Source organism: Actinoallomurus soli (assembly GCF_024055715.1).
In the GTDB taxonomy this organism is placed as follows: domain Bacteria; phylum Actinomycetota; class Actinomycetes; order Streptosporangiales; family Streptosporangiaceae; genus Actinoallomurus; species Actinoallomurus soli.
In genome coordinates this window covers 427,477-443,240 of sequence record NZ_JAMXMV010000002.1, presented here as the reverse complement: position 1 = coordinate 443,240, position 15,764 = coordinate 427,477, and the positions used below count along the sequence as shown (strand labels likewise).

12 protein-coding genes are annotated in these 15,764 nt (G+C 70.8%); 10 read left to right on the top strand and 2 right to left on the bottom strand.

Annotated features, from left to right (window positions below; genetic code table 11):
- Nucleotides 1–21 precede the first annotated feature (21 nt).
- From NDW01_RS08075 to NDW01_RS08045, 7 genes are all read left to right on the top strand, one after another.
- Nucleotides 22–930 carry an ornithine carbamoyltransferase gene (locus tag NDW01_RS08075; protein ID WP_252818314.1) on the top strand — a complete coding sequence of 303 codons (909 nt, stop codon included), beginning with the start codon at nt 22–24 and terminating at the stop codon, nt 928–930.
- Nucleotides 927–2,171, top strand: coding sequence for an MFS transporter (locus NDW01_RS08070; RefSeq protein WP_252818313.1), 1,245 nt, complete (start codon nt 927–929; stop codon nt 2,169–2,171). Before NDW01_RS08075 ends, NDW01_RS08070 begins: the two co-directional genes overlap by 4 nt.
- Nucleotides 2,172–2,196: 25 nt before the next feature.
- Complete coding sequence (locus NDW01_RS08065) at nt 2,197–2,958, top strand: ABC transporter ATP-binding protein (RefSeq protein WP_252818311.1); 762 nt, start codon at nt 2,197–2,199, stop codon at nt 2,956–2,958.
- Nucleotides 2,958–5,486: an FtsX-like permease family protein gene (locus NDW01_RS08060; RefSeq protein WP_252818308.1), complete on the top strand. Its 2,529-nt coding sequence runs from the start codon at nt 2,958–2,960 to the stop codon at nt 5,484–5,486. The genes NDW01_RS08065 and NDW01_RS08060 overlap by 1 nt, the downstream gene beginning before the upstream one ends.
- Before the next feature lie 74 nt (nt 5,487–5,560).
- Nucleotides 5,561–6,580, top strand: coding sequence for a ketoacyl-ACP synthase III family protein (locus NDW01_RS08055; protein ID WP_252818306.1), 1,020 nt, complete (start codon nt 5,561–5,563; stop codon nt 6,578–6,580).
- 71 nt (nt 6,581–6,651) lie between these two features.
- The gene (locus tag NDW01_RS08050; RefSeq protein ID WP_252818302.1) at nt 6,652–8,247 is read left to right on the top strand and encodes an acyl-CoA synthetase; all 1,596 of its coding nucleotides are present in this window, start codon (nt 6,652–6,654) and stop codon (nt 8,245–8,247) included.
- Nucleotides 8,247–9,851 (top strand): HAL/PAL/TAL family ammonia-lyase, encoded by a 1,605-nt coding sequence (locus NDW01_RS08045; protein WP_252818300.1) that lies wholly within the window; start codon nt 8,247–8,249, stop codon nt 9,849–9,851. Before NDW01_RS08050 ends, NDW01_RS08045 begins: the two co-directional genes overlap by 1 nt.
- A gap of 95 nt (nt 9,852–9,946) precedes the next feature.
- Here NDW01_RS08045 and NDW01_RS08040 read toward each other — a convergent pair whose 3' ends face one another.
- A complete protein-coding gene (locus NDW01_RS08040; RefSeq protein WP_252818297.1) occupies nt 9,947–11,674 on the bottom strand; it encodes an AfsR/SARP family transcriptional regulator in 1,728 nt (575 codons plus the stop codon).
- Nucleotides 11,675–12,329: 655 nt separating this feature from the next.
- Here NDW01_RS08040 and NDW01_RS08035 point away from each other — a divergent pair.
- On the top strand, nt 12,330–12,866 hold the full coding sequence (locus NDW01_RS08035; protein ID WP_252818294.1) for a helix-turn-helix domain-containing protein: 537 nt from the start codon (nt 12,330–12,332) through the stop codon (nt 12,864–12,866).
- Nucleotides 12,867–13,398: 532 nt separating this feature from the next.
- The gene (locus tag NDW01_RS08030; RefSeq protein ID WP_252818292.1) at nt 13,399–13,743 is read left to right on the top strand and encodes a hypothetical protein; all 345 of its coding nucleotides are present in this window, start codon (nt 13,399–13,401) and stop codon (nt 13,741–13,743) included.
- Between the two features lie 198 nt (nt 13,744–13,941).
- On the opposite strand, the gene NDW01_RS44275 is transcribed toward NDW01_RS08030, so the two are convergent.
- A complete protein-coding gene (locus NDW01_RS44275) occupies nt 13,942–14,286 on the bottom strand; it encodes a zinc ribbon domain-containing protein (RefSeq protein WP_406567705.1) in 345 nt (114 codons plus the stop codon).
- Nucleotides 14,287–14,488: 202 nt separating this feature from the next.
- Between NDW01_RS44275 and NDW01_RS08025 the strand changes: the two genes are divergently transcribed.
- Entirely contained in the window at nt 14,489–15,763 is a 1,275-nt protein-coding gene (locus NDW01_RS08025) for an MAB_1171c family putative transporter (protein ID WP_252818290.1), read from the top strand.
- The last annotated feature ends 1 nt before the right edge of the window (nt 15,764 follow it).

The window sequence follows — 15,764 nt, the reverse complement described above, 5'->3', positions numbered from 1 at the left end:
CCGCCCCATTACCAAGGACGCATGAGCCATCTGATCTCGGTATCGGACCTGCCCGACGACGATCTCCATGACGTGGTGGCGCGTGCCGTGCGGTTCGCCGCCGGACACCGCGAACGCAGCCTGGCCGGGCGGATCGTCGGCACCTACTTCCGCAAGACCTCGACCCGCACCCGGACCGCGTTCACCGCGGGCGCGCTGCGCCTCGGCGCGCAGGTGATCGCCTACGGCCCGGAGGACATGCAGCTGGTCACGGGGGAGACCGCCGAGGACACCGGCCGCGTGCTGTCCGGGATGATCGACGCCCTCGTCGCGCGCACCACGGGCAGCACCGAGGAGCTGCTCGCGTTCGCGGCGCAGCACACGATGGCGGTGATCAACGCCATGAGCGCCGCCGAGCACCCGACCCAGGCACTCGCCGACCTGACCACCCTGCAGGAGCACTTCGGCCGCATCGAGGACCTGCGCGTGCTCTACGTGGGGGAGGGCAACAACAGCGCCACCGCCCTCGCGCTCGCGCTCAGCCGGTACCCCGGCGTCCACCTGGAGCTGCGCACGCCGCCGGGGTACGGCCTGCCCGCCGAGTACACCGAGCGGGCGCGGGCGAACGCCGAGCACAGCGGCGCCGTCGTCACCGAGCGGCACGACATGCGCGACCTGCCCGGCGACTTCGACGCCATCTACACCACGCGCTGGCAGACCACCGGAACGAGCAAGCCGGACCCGGACTGGCGGCGGGTGTTCGCGCCGTTCCAGGTCACCGCGGACCTGTGGGAGACCAGCCCGAAGGCCGTCTTCATGCACGACCTTCCCGCGCATCGGGGCGACGAAGTGACCGCCGACGTGCTCGACGGCCCGGCCAGTGTCGCCTTCCGGCAGGCCGAGCACAAGATGCACAGCGCCATGGCGGCACTGGAGTGGTGCCTCGCGTGACCGCGATCGCCGACAAGACGCCGATGACCCTGCGGCGCAACCGCGACTTCGGTCTGCTGTGGGTAGGCGCGGGTTTCTCGTTCCTGGGCTCGCGGGTGACCGCACTGGTCTACCCGATGCTCGTGCTGTGGAGCAGCGGGTCCAAGACCACGGCCGGCCTGATCGGCTTCACCGCCCTCCTGCCGCAGCTGCTGATGCAGCTCCCCGCCGGCGCGTACGTCGACCGTTTCGACCGGCGCCGGCTCATGCTCGTCTGCGAGCTCGGCTGCGTGCTGGCCCTCGGCAGCCTCGCCATCCCGGTCGCCACCGGACGGCTCTGGATGCCGCACCTGTTCGCGGTGGCCTTCATCGAAGGCAGCCTGCTGGTCTTCTACCAGCTCGCGGAGCGCTCCGCCGTCCCGCATCTGGTGGTCGCCGAGCAACTCGGCGCGGCCTACAGCCGCAACGAGGCGCGGACGCGCGGCGCCGCGATGATCGGCCAGCCCACGGGCAGCGGCCTGTTCGCGGTCGGCAACGCGATCCCCCTGGTCTTCAGCGTGGGGGCCCACCTGGTGTCGCTGGTGTCGCTGCTCGGCATCCGGACGCGGTTCCAGGTCGAGCGCGGTACGCCACCGGCCGACGTGCGCTCCGAGATCGCCGACGGGCTGTCGTGGCTGTGGCGGCAGCGCTTCCTGCGGACCGTCATGCTCGTCCTCGCGGGCACGAACATGCTCTACCAGATGCTGGTGTTCGCGCTGCTGCCGTTGTTCCGCGACGAGGGGCGGCCGAAGGGGCTGGTCGGGGTGGTCCTCGCCTGCTCCGCCGTCGGCGGCCTGCTGGGCGCGCTCACCGCGACCAAGTGGATGCGCGTCTGGAGCCTACGCCGCATCCTGCTCGTCGGAACAATGGTGTGGGCCATAGTGACTCCCCTCCTCGCCGCCGCACACAATGTCTTTGCAATGGGCGCGGTTTTCGCTGCTAGTGGCTATGTCGGGGGAGTGTTCAACGTGCCGGCGATCGTGTACGTCATGCGGATAACCCCACCGACGATGCAGGGGCGGGTCTCCAGCGTCGCGAACCTGGTGAGTTCCGGTGCGATGGCACTGGGCTGGGTGGCGGCGGGCCTTCTCCTCACGACTCTCACGCCGCGACAGGGCATTGCCGCGATCGGCGCGGCAATGGCGCTCATGGCGGTGTTCGCGATGTTGAGCCCGGCCATCCGCGGTGCCGACGGCGCCGCAGAGACCGAGCCACTCGCCTGACGAGAATCGAAAGGGAACAAGGCCAATGGCGCGCAGAGGTCCGGCTCTTCCGAGGGCGGCCGTTCGATTGGAATCGGTGACGAAGACTTACGGCAAAGGCGCCGGGGCGGTCACCGCGATCAACAACGTCTCCGTCACCATTCCCCCCCAGACGTTCACCGCGGTGATGGGGCCGTCCGGATCGGGGAAGAGCACCTTCCTGCACTGCGCCGCCGGGCTCGACCGGCCCTCGTCGGGGTCGGTCTACCTCGGTGACCTCGACGCCGACCTGTCCAGGCTGTCCGAGACGGAGCTGACCGAGCTCCGCCGCGAGCGCATCGGGTTCGTCTTCCAGGCGTTCAACCTGCTCGCCGCGCTCGACGTACGGCAGAACGTCACCCTCCCGCTGCGGCTGGCCGGCCGCCGCGCCGACCGGGCGTACCTCGCCGAGGTCCTGTCCCGGGTCGGGCTCGCCGAGCGGGCCCGGCACCTGCCCTCACAGCTGTCCGGCGGCCAGCAGCAGCGGGTGGCCATCGCCCGGGCGCTGATCACCCGGCCCGAGGTGGTGTTCGCCGACGAACCCACCGGCGCGCTGGACACCGTCACCGCACGGGAGATCCTCAAGCTGCTGCGGCAGGCCGTGGACACCATGGGCCAGACGATGGTGATGGTCACGCACGACCCGGTGGCGGCCTCGTACGCCGACTCGGTGCTCTTCCTGGCGGACGGCGGCATCGTGGAGGCCGCGTCGAACCTGTCCGCCGACCAGATCGCGGACCGGATGACCCGGCTGGGGGCGTGGGCCTGATGTTCCGACTCGCGTTGGCCACGCTCCGGCAGCGCAAGGGGTCCGCCGTCGGCGGTTTCCTCGCGCTGTTCTGCGCGGCCATGATCGTCTGCGCGTGCGGCGTGCTGCTGGAGACCGGAATCCACGGGTCCATCCCCGCCGAGCGGTACGCCGGGTCGCCGGTCGTCGTCTCCGCCGACCAGCAGATCCACTGGACCAAGGTGAAGGAGAAGAACAAGAAGGGCAAGCACAAGGTCAAGCGGAAGACCAAGTTCAAGGCGCTGAGCGAGCGCGCCTGGCTGTCCACCTCCGTCGGCGACCGGATCGCCGCCCTGCCGGGCGCCAAGGTGGTCGCCGACCTGACCTTCCCGGCGAACGTCGTCGAGCACGACGGCTCGGTGCTGTCCAGCGTGGACGGCAGGCCGTCGTGGGGCCACGGCTGGTCGTCGGCGGCGCTGACCCCGTACCGCCTGCGGTCCGGCTCGGCGCCGCAGCAGGACGGCGACGTGGTGCTCGACGAGAAGCTGGCCGACCGGGCCGGGCTCAAGGTCGGCGACCAGACGGTCGTCCAGTCGACGTCGTCGCCGAAGACCTACCGCGTCGTCGGCATCGCGCGACCCGACGTCGACGTCAAGCAGCAGTCCGCGATGTTCTTCGACGAGGCCGAGGCACGGCGGCTCGCCGGCCACCCCGGCCTGGTCGCGGGCTACGGGGTGTTCGGCGTGAGCGGCGCGAAGGTCAAGGCCGCGGTCGCCGGGACCGGCGCCGTCGTCGCGACCGGGGACGGCCGCGGCCAGGTCGAGTTCATCGACGCCGCCAAGGCCCGGGTCAAGCTGACCAGCATGGGCGGCGCCATCGGCGGCACCTCGCTGATCGTGGCGGTGCTCGTGGTCGTCGGCACCTTCGCCCTGTCGATCCAGCAGCGCTACCGCGAACTCGCGCTCCTGCGCGCCGTCGGTGCCACTCCGCGCCAGGTGCGCCGGATGATCAGCCGTGAGGCGCTGGTGCTCGGTCTGACCGCCGGGGTCCCCGGCGCGCTGCTCGGCATCCCGCTGGCGAGCACGATCCGCGCCAAGTTCGTCTCGCTGGGCGCCATCCCCGACGCGCTGCGGCTGTACCGCGGCCCCCTGCCGGTCCTCGCCGCGCTGGTGGCGACGGTGGGCGCCGCGTGGGTGGCCGCGCGGGTGACCGGGCGCCGTACCGCGCGGATCAAGCCGGCGGAGGCGCTGGCCGAGGCGGCCGTCGAACGCCGGACCGTGGGCTTCGGGCGGGTGGTGGCCGCGCTGGTCTTCACCGCGGTCGCGGTGATCATCACGGTGGTGCTGAGCTTCCTGCACACCGAGCCGGCCGCCATGCCCGTGACGTACCTCAGCATCCTGCTGTGGATGATCGCGGTGGCGCTGTGGGGCCCGTTCATCACCCGCGGCGCCGTGGTGGTCCTGGGCGGGCTGCTGCGGGCCTTCCCGGTCGGCGGTTTCCTCGCGGCGCGGAACTCCCAGGCCAACAGCCGCCGGGTGGCCTCGGTGATCACACCGCTGGCCCTGCTCATCGGCATGCTGACGACCATCCTGTTCGTCCCCGTCACGATGAACCACGGGGCCCGCGCCCAGACCAAGGTCGGCGTGAAGGCCGACTACCTGGTCGGGTCGAGCGGTCCCGGCGTTCCCGCCGCCGCGGCCCAGGAGTTGCGGGCGGTGCCGGGGGTGAAGGCGGTCACCGAGGTCCTCCAGACGATCATCTGGGTCGGCAAGGACAAGCGCTCGGCCCAGGGGCTGACCTCCGCCGGCGTGACGCAGATGGTGGATCCGGACGTGACGTCCGGATCGCTGGACCGGCTCGCCCCCGGCTCGATCGCGATGAGCGAGCTCGCGGCCCAGGGGCGGCACATCGGCGACGCTGTCCAGGTCACCCTCGGCGACGGGGTCAAGACGCAGCTCCACCTGGTGGCGATCTACAGCCGCGGCCTCGGCTTCGGCGACACGCTGCTGGCCCACGACGACATCGTCGGCCACGTGGACGATCCGCTGGCCAAGACGGTGATGATCAACGGGTCGGTGAGCGTGCGCGACCTGCGTTCGCACCTGAAGGGCTTCCCGGGCCTCCAGGTGCTGGACCGGTCCGGCTACGACAAGGTGCAGGCCGCGCGGGAGCAGACGAACGCCGAGGTCAACCTGGTCTTCATGGGGCTGATCATCGCCTTCGCCGCGATCGCCGTCGTCAACACCCTCGCCATGGCGACGGGCGACCGGACCCGCGAGTTCGCGCTGATGCGCCTGGTCGGGACCACACGCCCGCAGGTGTTCGGCGTCCTGCGGTGGGAGCTGGCGCTGATCATCGTGGTCGCCGCGGTCCTCGGCACCGGCGCCGCCTGGCTCACGCTGACCGGATTCAACGCCGGAATGGTCGGCTCCGGAACACCGAGCGTCGCCCTGGGGACGTACGCCGAGATCCTGGCCGGCGCGATCGTCCTCGGCCTGGTGGCCTCGTTGGTCCCGGCCCGGATGATGCTGCGCCGGAACCCGGCCGAGGACATCAACGCAAGACGGTAGGCGAGACGGTAGGCGGCGGACGCGGTCGACCGGCGAGGCCCTGCCGGTGGCAGGGGATCGAGGAGGGAAACGGCGTGATCTGGAACGACCTCTCCATCGCGGCGACCGCGTCCTGGCTTCCGCCGGCCGTCGACGTCGAGGAGCCGCTGGCGTCGGGGGCCTACGACCCCGAGGACGCCGAGCGGCAGGACTACGCGTCGGTGACCGTCGCGGGCCCGGGCGAGAACGTCGCGGACATGTGGTCCCGTGCCGCGCGGCTCGCCCTGTCCCGGTCGGACTTCGACGTGGACGGCGTCGACCTGCTGCTGTGCGCGGGCACCTTCGGCGCGGGGGTGGACGGCTGGAACGCCGCCGCGTACGTCCAGCGCGAGCTGGGGATGACCGGTGGGCTCGCCGTCGAGGTGCGCGGCGGCTCCAACGGCGGCCTGGCGGCCCTCGAACTCGCCGCGTCGTTCCTGACGCGGCCCGGGGCGAACGCCGCGGTCATCACGGCCGGCGACCTGTTCCCCGCTCCGTACTTCGACCGGTGGCGGGCCGAGCGGTTCCTGTTCGGGGACGGCTGCGCCGCCGCGGTGCTGTCGACCGGGGAGGGGTACGCGCGCCTGGTCGCCACGGCGAGCACCAGCGACCCGTCCCTGGAGGCGATGCACCGGGGCGACACGCCGATCGGCCCGTTCGACCCGGACAAGAAGTTCCCGATCGACCTGCGTGAGCGGGCGAAGGAGTTCCAGGCCGGCGGAATGGCGAAGGAGGAGATCTTCAAGCGGCTGGCCGCCGGCCCGCGCGTCGTGGTCCGCCAGGTCCTGGCCGAGTCCGGGATCGCCCTCGACGAGATCGAGCACGTGATCGTCCCGCATTTCGGTCGTACGATCACGATGCTGCAATGCCTGTTTCCGCTCGGCCTCCGGGATATCGAGCGTACGACATGGGATTTCGCCCGATCCACCGGTCATCTGGGACCGGCCGATCAACTCGCCGCGCTGAACCACCTCCATGAGAACGGACAGCTCAAGCCCGGACAGTACGTCCTGATGCTCGGCGTCGGCGCCGGATTCAGCTGGAGCAGCGCACTTCTCCGGATAGCGGACATATAGTGAGATATAGCTGTTTTATAGAATGAGTTTGAAGATAGCGGACATATAGAACGAACAACGATCCTGCTGGTGTGAATCAGCCCTGGATCAATCCCGCGGCAGCGATCCATCGATGGGCGCGGATATCCGGATCGGATCCCGCGATCATCCATGACGACGGCACGCTCACGTTCGCGGAGCTGAGCCGCCGCGTCCGGCGGACGGCCGCGGTCCTGGCCGCGGGCGGGGCGCGGCGCGGCTCCCGTGTCGCCTACCTCGGCATGAACAGCCCGCTGTTCCTGGAGACGCTGCTGGCCGCCGCCCATCTCGGCGCGGTCTTCGTGCCGGTGAACTTCCGGCTGGCGCCCGACGAGGTCGCCTACGTACTCGGCAACGCCGGCTGCCACAGCGTGGTCGCCGAGGACGGCCACCGCGGCCTCGCCGACGGCATCGCGGACTCGGTACCCGTACACCGCTTCTACCTGGACGGCGAGGACGGCGACGGCCGCTGGCAGCCGATCGGCGGGGGCGCGGCCGATCCGGCGGACCCGGCCGACCCGGTAGCCCCGGCGGACCCGGTGCCGGCCGGCGCCGACGACGTCGCCCTCCTGATGTACACGTCCGGCACCACCGGCCGGCCCAAGGGCGTGATCCTCACCTACGGCAACCTGTGGTGGAACCAGGTCAACGTGCAGGCCGCGATCGACATCCGCCCGCGCGCGGCCACCCTCGCCGTGGCGCCGCTCTTCCACATCGGCGGCCTGAACGCCTTCACGCTCGGCACCCTCACCCGCGGCGGCCCGGTCGTCCTCCGCCGTGCCTTCGATCCGCAGCGGTGCCTCCAGGACGTGGCGCGGTACCGGATCGCGAGCACGTTCATGGTGCCGGTCATGTTCGCGGCGATGCTGCGGTCGGAGGACTTCGCCCGTACGGACCTGTCCTCGCTGCGCGCGGCGGTCGTGGCGGGCGCGCCGGTGCCGCCGGCGCTCGTCGCCGAGTACGCCGAGCACGGCGTGGCGTTGCAACAGGCCTGGGGCCTCACCGAGACCGCCCCGTTCGCCACCTACCTGCCGCCCCACCTGGTCCGGACCCACCCGGCCTCGGCCGGCTTCGCCATGCCGTACTCCGAGGTCCGCGTGCTGTCGCCGCGGACCGGGCTGCCGGTCACCGACCCGGGCATGCCCGGTGAGCTGTGCGTCCGCGGCCCGAACGTCATGCGCGGGTACTGGAACGACCCGGAGGCCACCTCCGCGGCCATCGACGCCGACGGCTGGTTCTCCACCGGCGACCTGGGCTTCCTCGACGAGCAGGGGCTCTGCTACATCGTCGACCGGCTCAAGGACCTGATCATCAGCGGCGGTGAGAACGTCTCGCCGGCCGAGATCGAGCGGGTGCTCGCCGAGTTCCCCGGCGTACGGGACGTCGCCGTGGTCGGCGTCCCCGATCCGCGGTGGGGCCAGACGCCGGTGGCGGTGCTGTGCCACGGGGGCGAGCCGCCCACTCTCGACGCCGTCCGGGCCTTCACCTCCGAGCGCCTGGCGCGCTTCAAGCTGCCGACCGGGGTCGTCCATCTCGAAGCCCTGCCCCGCAACGCCAGCGGAAAGATCGACAGGGCTGCGCTCCGGGCGCTGGTGACCGGGAGATCCGGGAACGGCACGCGAAATCTCATGGAGAAAGGTAGGAGCTAGTGACAAGTCTGCTGATCGACGGCCATAGCCTGACCCTCGCGGACATCGTCGCGGTGGCGCGGCACCCCGGCACGGTTCACCTGGAGCTGGCCGATGAGGCCGCTCGCCGGATGCAGCTGTCGGACGAGCTGAAGACCAAGCTCATCGAGACGGACATCCCCATCTACGGCGTGACGTCCGGGTTCGGGGACAGCAACACCCGGCAGATCGGCACGGCCAAGGTCGAGGAACTGCAACGGAACCTGATCCGCTTCCTCGGGTGCGGCGTGGGCACGTACGCCGCGCCGGACGTCGCCCGCGCGACCATGCTCGTACGGGCGAACTGCCTGGCGCGCGGCCACTCCGGCGTCCGTCCCCAGTGCGCCGCGAACCTGCTGGAATGCCTCAATCACGACATCCTGCCGCTCATCCCCGAGCAGGGCTCGGTCGGCGCCAGCGGTGACCTGGTGCCGCTCAGCTACATCGCCGCGCTGCTCACCGGCGAGGGTACGGTCCTGCACCACGGCGTCGAGCGCCCGGCCGCCGAGGCGCTGGCCGAGGTGGGGATCGAGGCCCTCACCCTCGGCGCGAAGGAGGGCCTGGGCCTGGTCAACGGCACCTCGTTCATGTCCGGCTTCGCCGCCCTCGCGCTGCACGGCGCGGCCGAGCTGGCCTACGCCGCCGACCTGTGCACGGCCATGGCGTCGTCGGTCCTGCGCGGCAATCCCGGTCACTTCGCCGCGTTCCTGTTCGAGCAGAAGCCGCACGACGGCGTGATCGCCAGCGCCCGTACGATCCGGCGGTTGCTCGGCGGCGCCAACGCCCAGGGCCCCGAGGCCGCGCACATGTCCGAGGACGGCTTCCGCGAGCTCGACGACCCCATTCAGGACCGCTACTCGATCCGGTGCGCCCCTCACGTCATCGGGGTGCTCCGCGACACCGTCGAGTGGGCCGCGCGCTGGGTGACCGTGGAGGTCAACTCCTCGAACGACAACCCGCTGTTCGACGTCGCCGAGGGCGCGGTCCGCAACGGCGGCAACTTCTACGGCGGGCACGTGGGCCAGGCCATGGACGCGCTCAAGACCGCGGTCGCCAGCGTCGCCGACCTGCTGGACCGGCAGCTGGAACTGGTGGTCGACGAGAAGTTCAACAACGGCCTGACCCCGAACCTCATCCCCGCCGTCGCGCCCGACAGCCACGAGGCGGGTCTGCACCACGGCTTCAAGGGAATGCAGATCGCGGCCTCGTCGCTGGCCGCCGAGGCGCTGAAGAACACGATGCCGGCCACCTCCTTCTCGCGCTCCACCGAGGCGCACAACCAGGACAAGGTGAGCATGGGCACCATCGCCGCCCGTGACGCCCGTACCGTGCTCGCGCTGGCCCAGCAGGTCGCCGCCATCCACCTGCTGGCGCTGTCGCAGGCCGCGGACCTGCGCGGTGACGAGATCGTCAACCCGGCGGTGCACGCCGCACGCGGGCTCGTACGCGAGGTGTCTCCGCACATCGACGGCGACCGGCCGCTGCGGGGCGACGTGGCACGGGTCGCGGAGCTGGTGACGTCGGGCACCCTACGGCAGGTGCTGGCCGAGCCGGCCCCCTTCGCGGAGGCCCTCTCCGGGCGGTGACGGCGGGTGCCCACGGGCACGCGCCGAGTCCCCTCCCGGCCGGCCCTCAGCGGACCGGCCGGGAGGGGACGGGCGGGCGGCCCCGCCGGGGATTCTCAGGACGAGAGCTCCCCGACGGGGTCGCCCAGGCCGTTGGCCCAGAGGTACATCAGCGCGTGCATCCGGTACCGGGGCCCGGCGGCGTTCAGCAGGCCGCGTTCGGTCAGTTCGTCGAGGATCTGCGCGACGTCCACCGCGATGTACTCGTCGCGGACGGTGGTCCCGCTCTGTCCGAGTCGGCGCATGACGGCCTGGTGCGCGACGTCCAGACGTGAGTAGCCGCGCTGAAGACGCTGGCGGAGGTCCAGGTCCCCGGCGTGCAGTTCGTCCATGCGGCGGTCCGCCGGATGGAGGCGGTCGGCAAGGTCGGCCACCCGCCAACCCGGATTGGCGACCAGCCGCGCTCCGGCTATTCGCAGCGCCATGGGCATGCCGCCGCAGTAGCGGAGGACCTGGCCGGTGGCCTGCTGTTCGGCCTGGAGCCGCCGTTCGCCCACGATGGCGCCGAGCAGCTCGCGCGCCTGATGGGGCGCCAGCGGGTCCAGGTTGAGCACGCGGGACCCGGGCGGCGCCGCCGCGGGCGTCTGCGTGGTGATGATCGCGGCGCTGGGACCGCTGGTCGGCAGGAACGGCTGGACCTGCTCCAGCGTCTCCGCGTCGTCGAGGACGATCAGCATCCGCTTGGTGGCCAGCAGGCTGCGATAGAGCTGGATCCGCCAGTCGAGCCCGGTGGGCAGCATCTGCGGCGGGGTGCCCAGGGCGACGAGGAATCCGCCGAGCACCTCCTCGAGACGGCGGGGCTGATCGGCCGGCGAGTGCAGCTCGGCGAACAGGTGGCCGTCGGGGAAGCTCGTCGCGTCCGCGTGGGCGGCGTGGACGGCCAGCATCGTCTTGCCGATGCCGGGCATGCCGGTGATCACGATCGGTTCCGGGGACTTCGCGCGGAGCCAGGCGGCGATCGAGGCCCGCTCCGGCTCGCGTCCGGTGAAGTCCCCGAGGTCGCGGGGGAGCATCGCGGGGGTGACGCCCGACCAGGCCCCGGCCCTCGGCAGGGCCAGCGCGCCGGTCAGCAACTGCTGGTAGGTCTCCGTCAGCTCCCGGCCGGGGTCGACGCCGAGCTCCTCGACCAGCAATGTGCGGCCCTCGTGGTACGCCGCGACCGCCTCCGCCTGCCGGTCACAGCGGTACAGGGCCGTCATCAGCTGGGCCCTGAGGCGTTCGCGCAACGGGTTCGAGGCGACCAGCCCGGTCAGCTCCGCGGTGAGCTGCCGGTGCCGACCCAGGGCCAGGTCGGCCTCGATCCGCGCCTCCAGGGCGGTCATCCGGGCCTCCTGGAGCCGGGGGCCCTCCATCTCGATGAGGCGGGCGGTGGCGTCTTCGAGGGCACGGCCCCGCCACAACCCCAGTGCCCGCCGCAGGACGGCGGCGGCCTCGGTGTACCGGCCGTCCCGGAGGGCCTCCGCGCCCGCCTGCGAGAGCTCCTCGAACCGGACGTGGTCGCAGTCCAGGTCGTCGATGTTCATCTGGTAGCCCGTGGTGAGCCGGTTGATGACCAGCTCACCTCTTAAAAGCTTGCGGAGGCGCGAGACGTAGGTGTAGATCTGCGCGCTCGCGGTGGCGGGCCGGTGCCAGTCCCAGAGCCGCTCGGTGAGCTGCTCGTCCGACACGACCCGGCCGCCGGCCAGCAGGAGCGTGGCGAGCACGGTCCGCTGCTTCGCGCCGCGCAACGCCTCCTCGTGGTCGCCGTCGGTCACTCGGATGGGCCCGAGGATGCGGAACTCCATGTCAGTTTCCCTTCCAAGGGAACTACGGGCGGCCGAGCGCATGTCAAAGAGACTCGGCGGCCACGTCATGGCGGGGGTGTGAGGAGAACGCCGCCTTTTGGCGCGTTCCTATGACACGGCGGACATGAAGCGTCACCTCGTGCTCGCCCGATGCGCGTCGTTCGGGCGGTCAACGGGACGGCGGCCCGCGGTCGTGGTGTCGTGCGAAGGGTCGAACCGGCGGACGGGCGTGCTTTATGGCGGGCCGAACTCGGCCACCGGCGGACGGTCGCCGCCCGCGGCCGCGGGTCGTTCCGCCGGCGCGAGGGCCGGTGGGCGCCCCTCCCCGGTGCTCTCGCCGGTCCTCACGCCCCCGAGCGTGCCCGGCGACCGGAGTGCGGGTGTGTCACCGCCCGCGCAGGCCAGCGCCGTAGGACACGGGACTTGACGGAGTTCTTGCAGACTTCGGCCGCTAGCCATCGCCGCCCCTTGTTGCTTCGCGTCGCTCCGTCACCCATAGTCGTTGATTAAGAGCAACGCCCCCAGTTGCTGTGAGAGTAGAAAGCGGATCAAGCTGTGTCAACAGTTTTCGGTTGGCCGAGATGGCCCGTAGATTTATCCGCACATATCGGCTTGTCGTGGTCGCTCAGCGTATGGATCCCGGAAGGAGGGGACTGTGACCCGTAACGGCGGATCCGCCGGGGATGGTGCGACGGAGCGGGGCTCCGTCGACCTCGCCGCCAAAATCGATCACCTGTTCAACACCCTGTATCCGGCTGGACGCGGCCCGTACTCCTATAAAGAGGTCGCCGACGGGATCGCCGCGCGCACGGGTGAGCGTGTCAATCCGACGACTCTGTGGAAGCTGCGCACGGGTAAGGCCGATAACCCCACCAAACGGGTCATCGAGGGACTCGCGGCGTTTTTCGGTGTCGATCCGGGTTACTTCTTCGACGACGAGGTCTCCCAGGCCGTCGGCGACGAACTGGAGACGCTCGCGCTCCTGCGTGACTCGGGGATCCGCCGTGCCCACCTGCGGGCCCTGGCCGGCCTGTCCCCGGAGGCCGTGCAGGTGGTGGCCCAGGTCATCCAGAGCACCGCGGCCCTGGAGGCCAGCCACGGCCGGCCTCGCCCGGCGCGCGATGCCACCGGCCCGCGGCCCGCCGCCCCCGACGGCGACCGGCGTGACGGCCAGGGGGAAGGGGAGTCGTAGCGTCCTCGGCGCGGACGTATCCACGCGGTGCGACTTGGCGGGTGCTAAGTGTAGCTAGCGGGCTGTTCGTGGCTTATTTCGACTGCTTGGTGGTTTCTAGAGAACCGTAGCTACATGCCGTTTCTCTTCGGATCCGCTCTGTAGAACACCGGACCCCGTGGCGACGTTCTGAATAGTTGTTCCTTCAACGTTCATAAAAAGCGTCCTTACTCGGAACCTGAGTCAAGGCTATGATGATCCTGACTCGGTCAGTCAGCGGACAAGCGCTGGCAAAAGGCCGATGATCAGTGGCTTGAGAGGTCCGGTGGTGGGAAGACGTCAGCGGTCAAGGGCCGGCCGTGACATCCGTCAACGATGCAGTGAGCTGATCAGGGAACTGGAAGCCGCGGGCGTGATACCGACTCCTTTCAGTATCGCCGCCCTCACGGAGCAATTGGGGCGGCATCGCGGACGCCCTATCCAGCTGATTCCTCTTCCCTCGACCCCCCAGGTCCTGTGCGGTCTGTCGATAAGCGCGGGACCGACCGACTACGTGTTATACACACGCTCCACCTCGCCCCTGCACCAGTGCCACATCGTGCTGCACGAGCTGGGCCACCTCGCGTTCGACCACCAGGAGGGCGGGTTGGAAGCGAGCGACCTCGCCCGCCTCCTCGCGCCGAACCTGGACCCGAGCGTGGTCGACCGGGTGTTCGGCCGGATCGCGCACGCCACACGTGCGGAGAACGAGGCGGAGACGTTCGCCGATCTCGTGCTGGCGCCCCGGGTCTTCACCTCCGAGGTCGACGCGCTGCCGCAGGCCCCGGAGCCACCCGGTGAGATCGCCGCGGTCCTCCGCAACATCGAGCGTGTCTGGGGGACCCCGGGGGATGCCTAGTGCCGTGTCAAGCAACGTCGGTCGGGTTATGACCGTGTTGGTTGATCCTCGCTGTAGGCGAGCGACTCCCCACCGGTGGTGGGGCGGGCCTCGGCCGGCCAGGGGACCCTTTGGCGGTGCCGTGATGGGGGCGTCGTCGGGGGTCACGTCGTGCCGGTCCGGCACCGGGCAGGTGCCGTCCGGCTCGACGGTGCGTGATCACCACCGGGAACGAGCTCTTCTTCGGGCTGGTGGTGATGGGTCCGCCCATCGCGTGATGGGCGATGTTGGCGCCGCCGACCAGGTCGCGGTGCCCGCTGAAACCACAGTGCATGCAACGGAACCGGCGGCCGGCGGGTTTGGGACCCGCCGCCCACAGACCGGGCAGGTCGAAGACGACCCACGTTCGTCGACCAGCTCGACACCGATCCCGGCCTGCTCGGCCTTGTCCTTCAAGCAGCGGAACCCGAAGCACCGCCGCCGCTGCGCGGACGTGACGCGAAGGCCGACTCGGGCGGTGCGCACCACCACCCGAGGGGCTCCAGGATCGACACGTCGAGACATGAGGTGATTACAGCAGGTGCCTACGACAGAACCTGGCCCCGGAAAACACCAGCCCAGCCGGGTCACCGGACCATCCCGAACCACGACGATGACACGAACCAGGTCATCTGACATCGCACTCACCCGGAGGAATGAGCACGCCATCGACCGAACGCCTCCACACCGCCGCCACCAATGCGAACCTTGCTGGATGCGGTACTAGGTGAGCGAACTCCCCTACTGGGTGGCCGTCGCCGTCATCTGGGGCATGGCCCTGTGCGCGTTCCACAACCTCGTCCGGAACCGCCGGTCGCCCCAGCGCCTCGTCAACGGCATCTACCTCGCGGCTCTCAGCCTGGGGGTCGTGGCGATGTCGCAGCGGGTCCGGCCCGTCATCGACCGGGCCGCCGACGTGCCCGGCCTGGGCCGCTGGCTCGCCTTCAGCCTCCTCACCGTCGCCACGTGCGCCTACTGGATCCTGGTCACCTACGTGACCGGGCGCCCCGGCGCTCCGGCGCCCAGGATCCGGGCGCGCGTCACGACGGCGGGCGTCGTCATCATCGTCATGGGGGTCTCACTGCTCGGGGACGGCTCCCTGGACGACAGCCATTTCCATTTCATCGCGATGTACGGGAACAGGCCCGGCGTCGCCGGATTCTTCCTGGCCTATCTCGCGTACGACGCCGCCATGCTGATCGACATGCTCCGCCTGGGCCGGCGGTGCGTCGGCCACACCCGGCAGCCGTACCTCCGGCTGGGCATGCGTCTCCTGGTGCTCGGCAACTTCTGCGGGCTGGCGTACGTCGCGTACGCGGTCGTCACCGTCCTCATACGCTTCTGGTCCATGCCGATGCCGCCGGGCGGCGGGAGCGCGGCGCCGTCGCTGCTGGGAGTCGTCGCGGTGGCGCTGATCCTGGCCGGGTCGACCATCAGCGGATGGGGGCCCTGGGCGACCAGGCCCTGGCGCACCGCCGCGCAACTGTGGGCGCTGGCGCGTCTGCGGCCGCTCTGGCGCGCGCTGACCGCGCAGATGCCCGAGCTCAAGCGGCAACAGCCCGCGCTGCACAACGTCGAGCACCGGCTCTACCGGCGCATCATCGAGATCCGGGACGGTCTGGTCTTCCTGGAACGCTACGCGGATCCGCGGCTCAGGCAGCAGAGCGCCGATGCGAGCGAGGCCGGAGGACGGACGGCCGAGGCGGCCGAAGCGGCGATCCAGGCGCGCCTCATCGCGACCGCCCTGCGCAGCCGGGCGACGGCGGCGGGCGCCGACGGCGTGCTCCCGGAGCGCGACGGTGTGCTCCCGGAGCACGCCGGCGAGGACCTCCCCGCCACGACGACGGGGGCGGTCCTCACGGAGGACCTCGCGACGGTGCCGACCGCGCCCCTGCTGCGGAACGAGGTGACCTACCTGACGACGCTGTCCCGCGCCTTCGCCCGCCTGGGACGGGCGTCCGCCGCCGAGCGGCGCGAGCGCCCTGGACCGTCACCTCGGTGAC

Coding starts and splice junctions, on each gene's coding strand:
- NDW01_RS44275 (WP_406567705.1), bottom strand. CDS start 14,286: ATGTCTCGACGTGTCGATCCTGGAGCCCCTCGGGTGGTGGTGCGCACC.
- NDW01_RS08075 (WP_252818314.1), top strand. CDS start 22: ATGAGCCATCTGATCTCGGTATCGGACCTGCCCGACGACGATCTCCAT.
- NDW01_RS08065 (WP_252818311.1), top strand. CDS start 2,197: ATGGCGCGCAGAGGTCCGGCTCTTCCGAGGGCGGCCGTTCGATTGGAA.
- NDW01_RS08040 (WP_252818297.1), bottom strand. CDS start 11,674: ATGGAGTTCCGCATCCTCGGGCCCATCCGAGTGACCGACGGCGACCAC.
- NDW01_RS08060 (WP_252818308.1), top strand. CDS start 2,958: ATGTTCCGACTCGCGTTGGCCACGCTCCGGCAGCGCAAGGGGTCCGCC.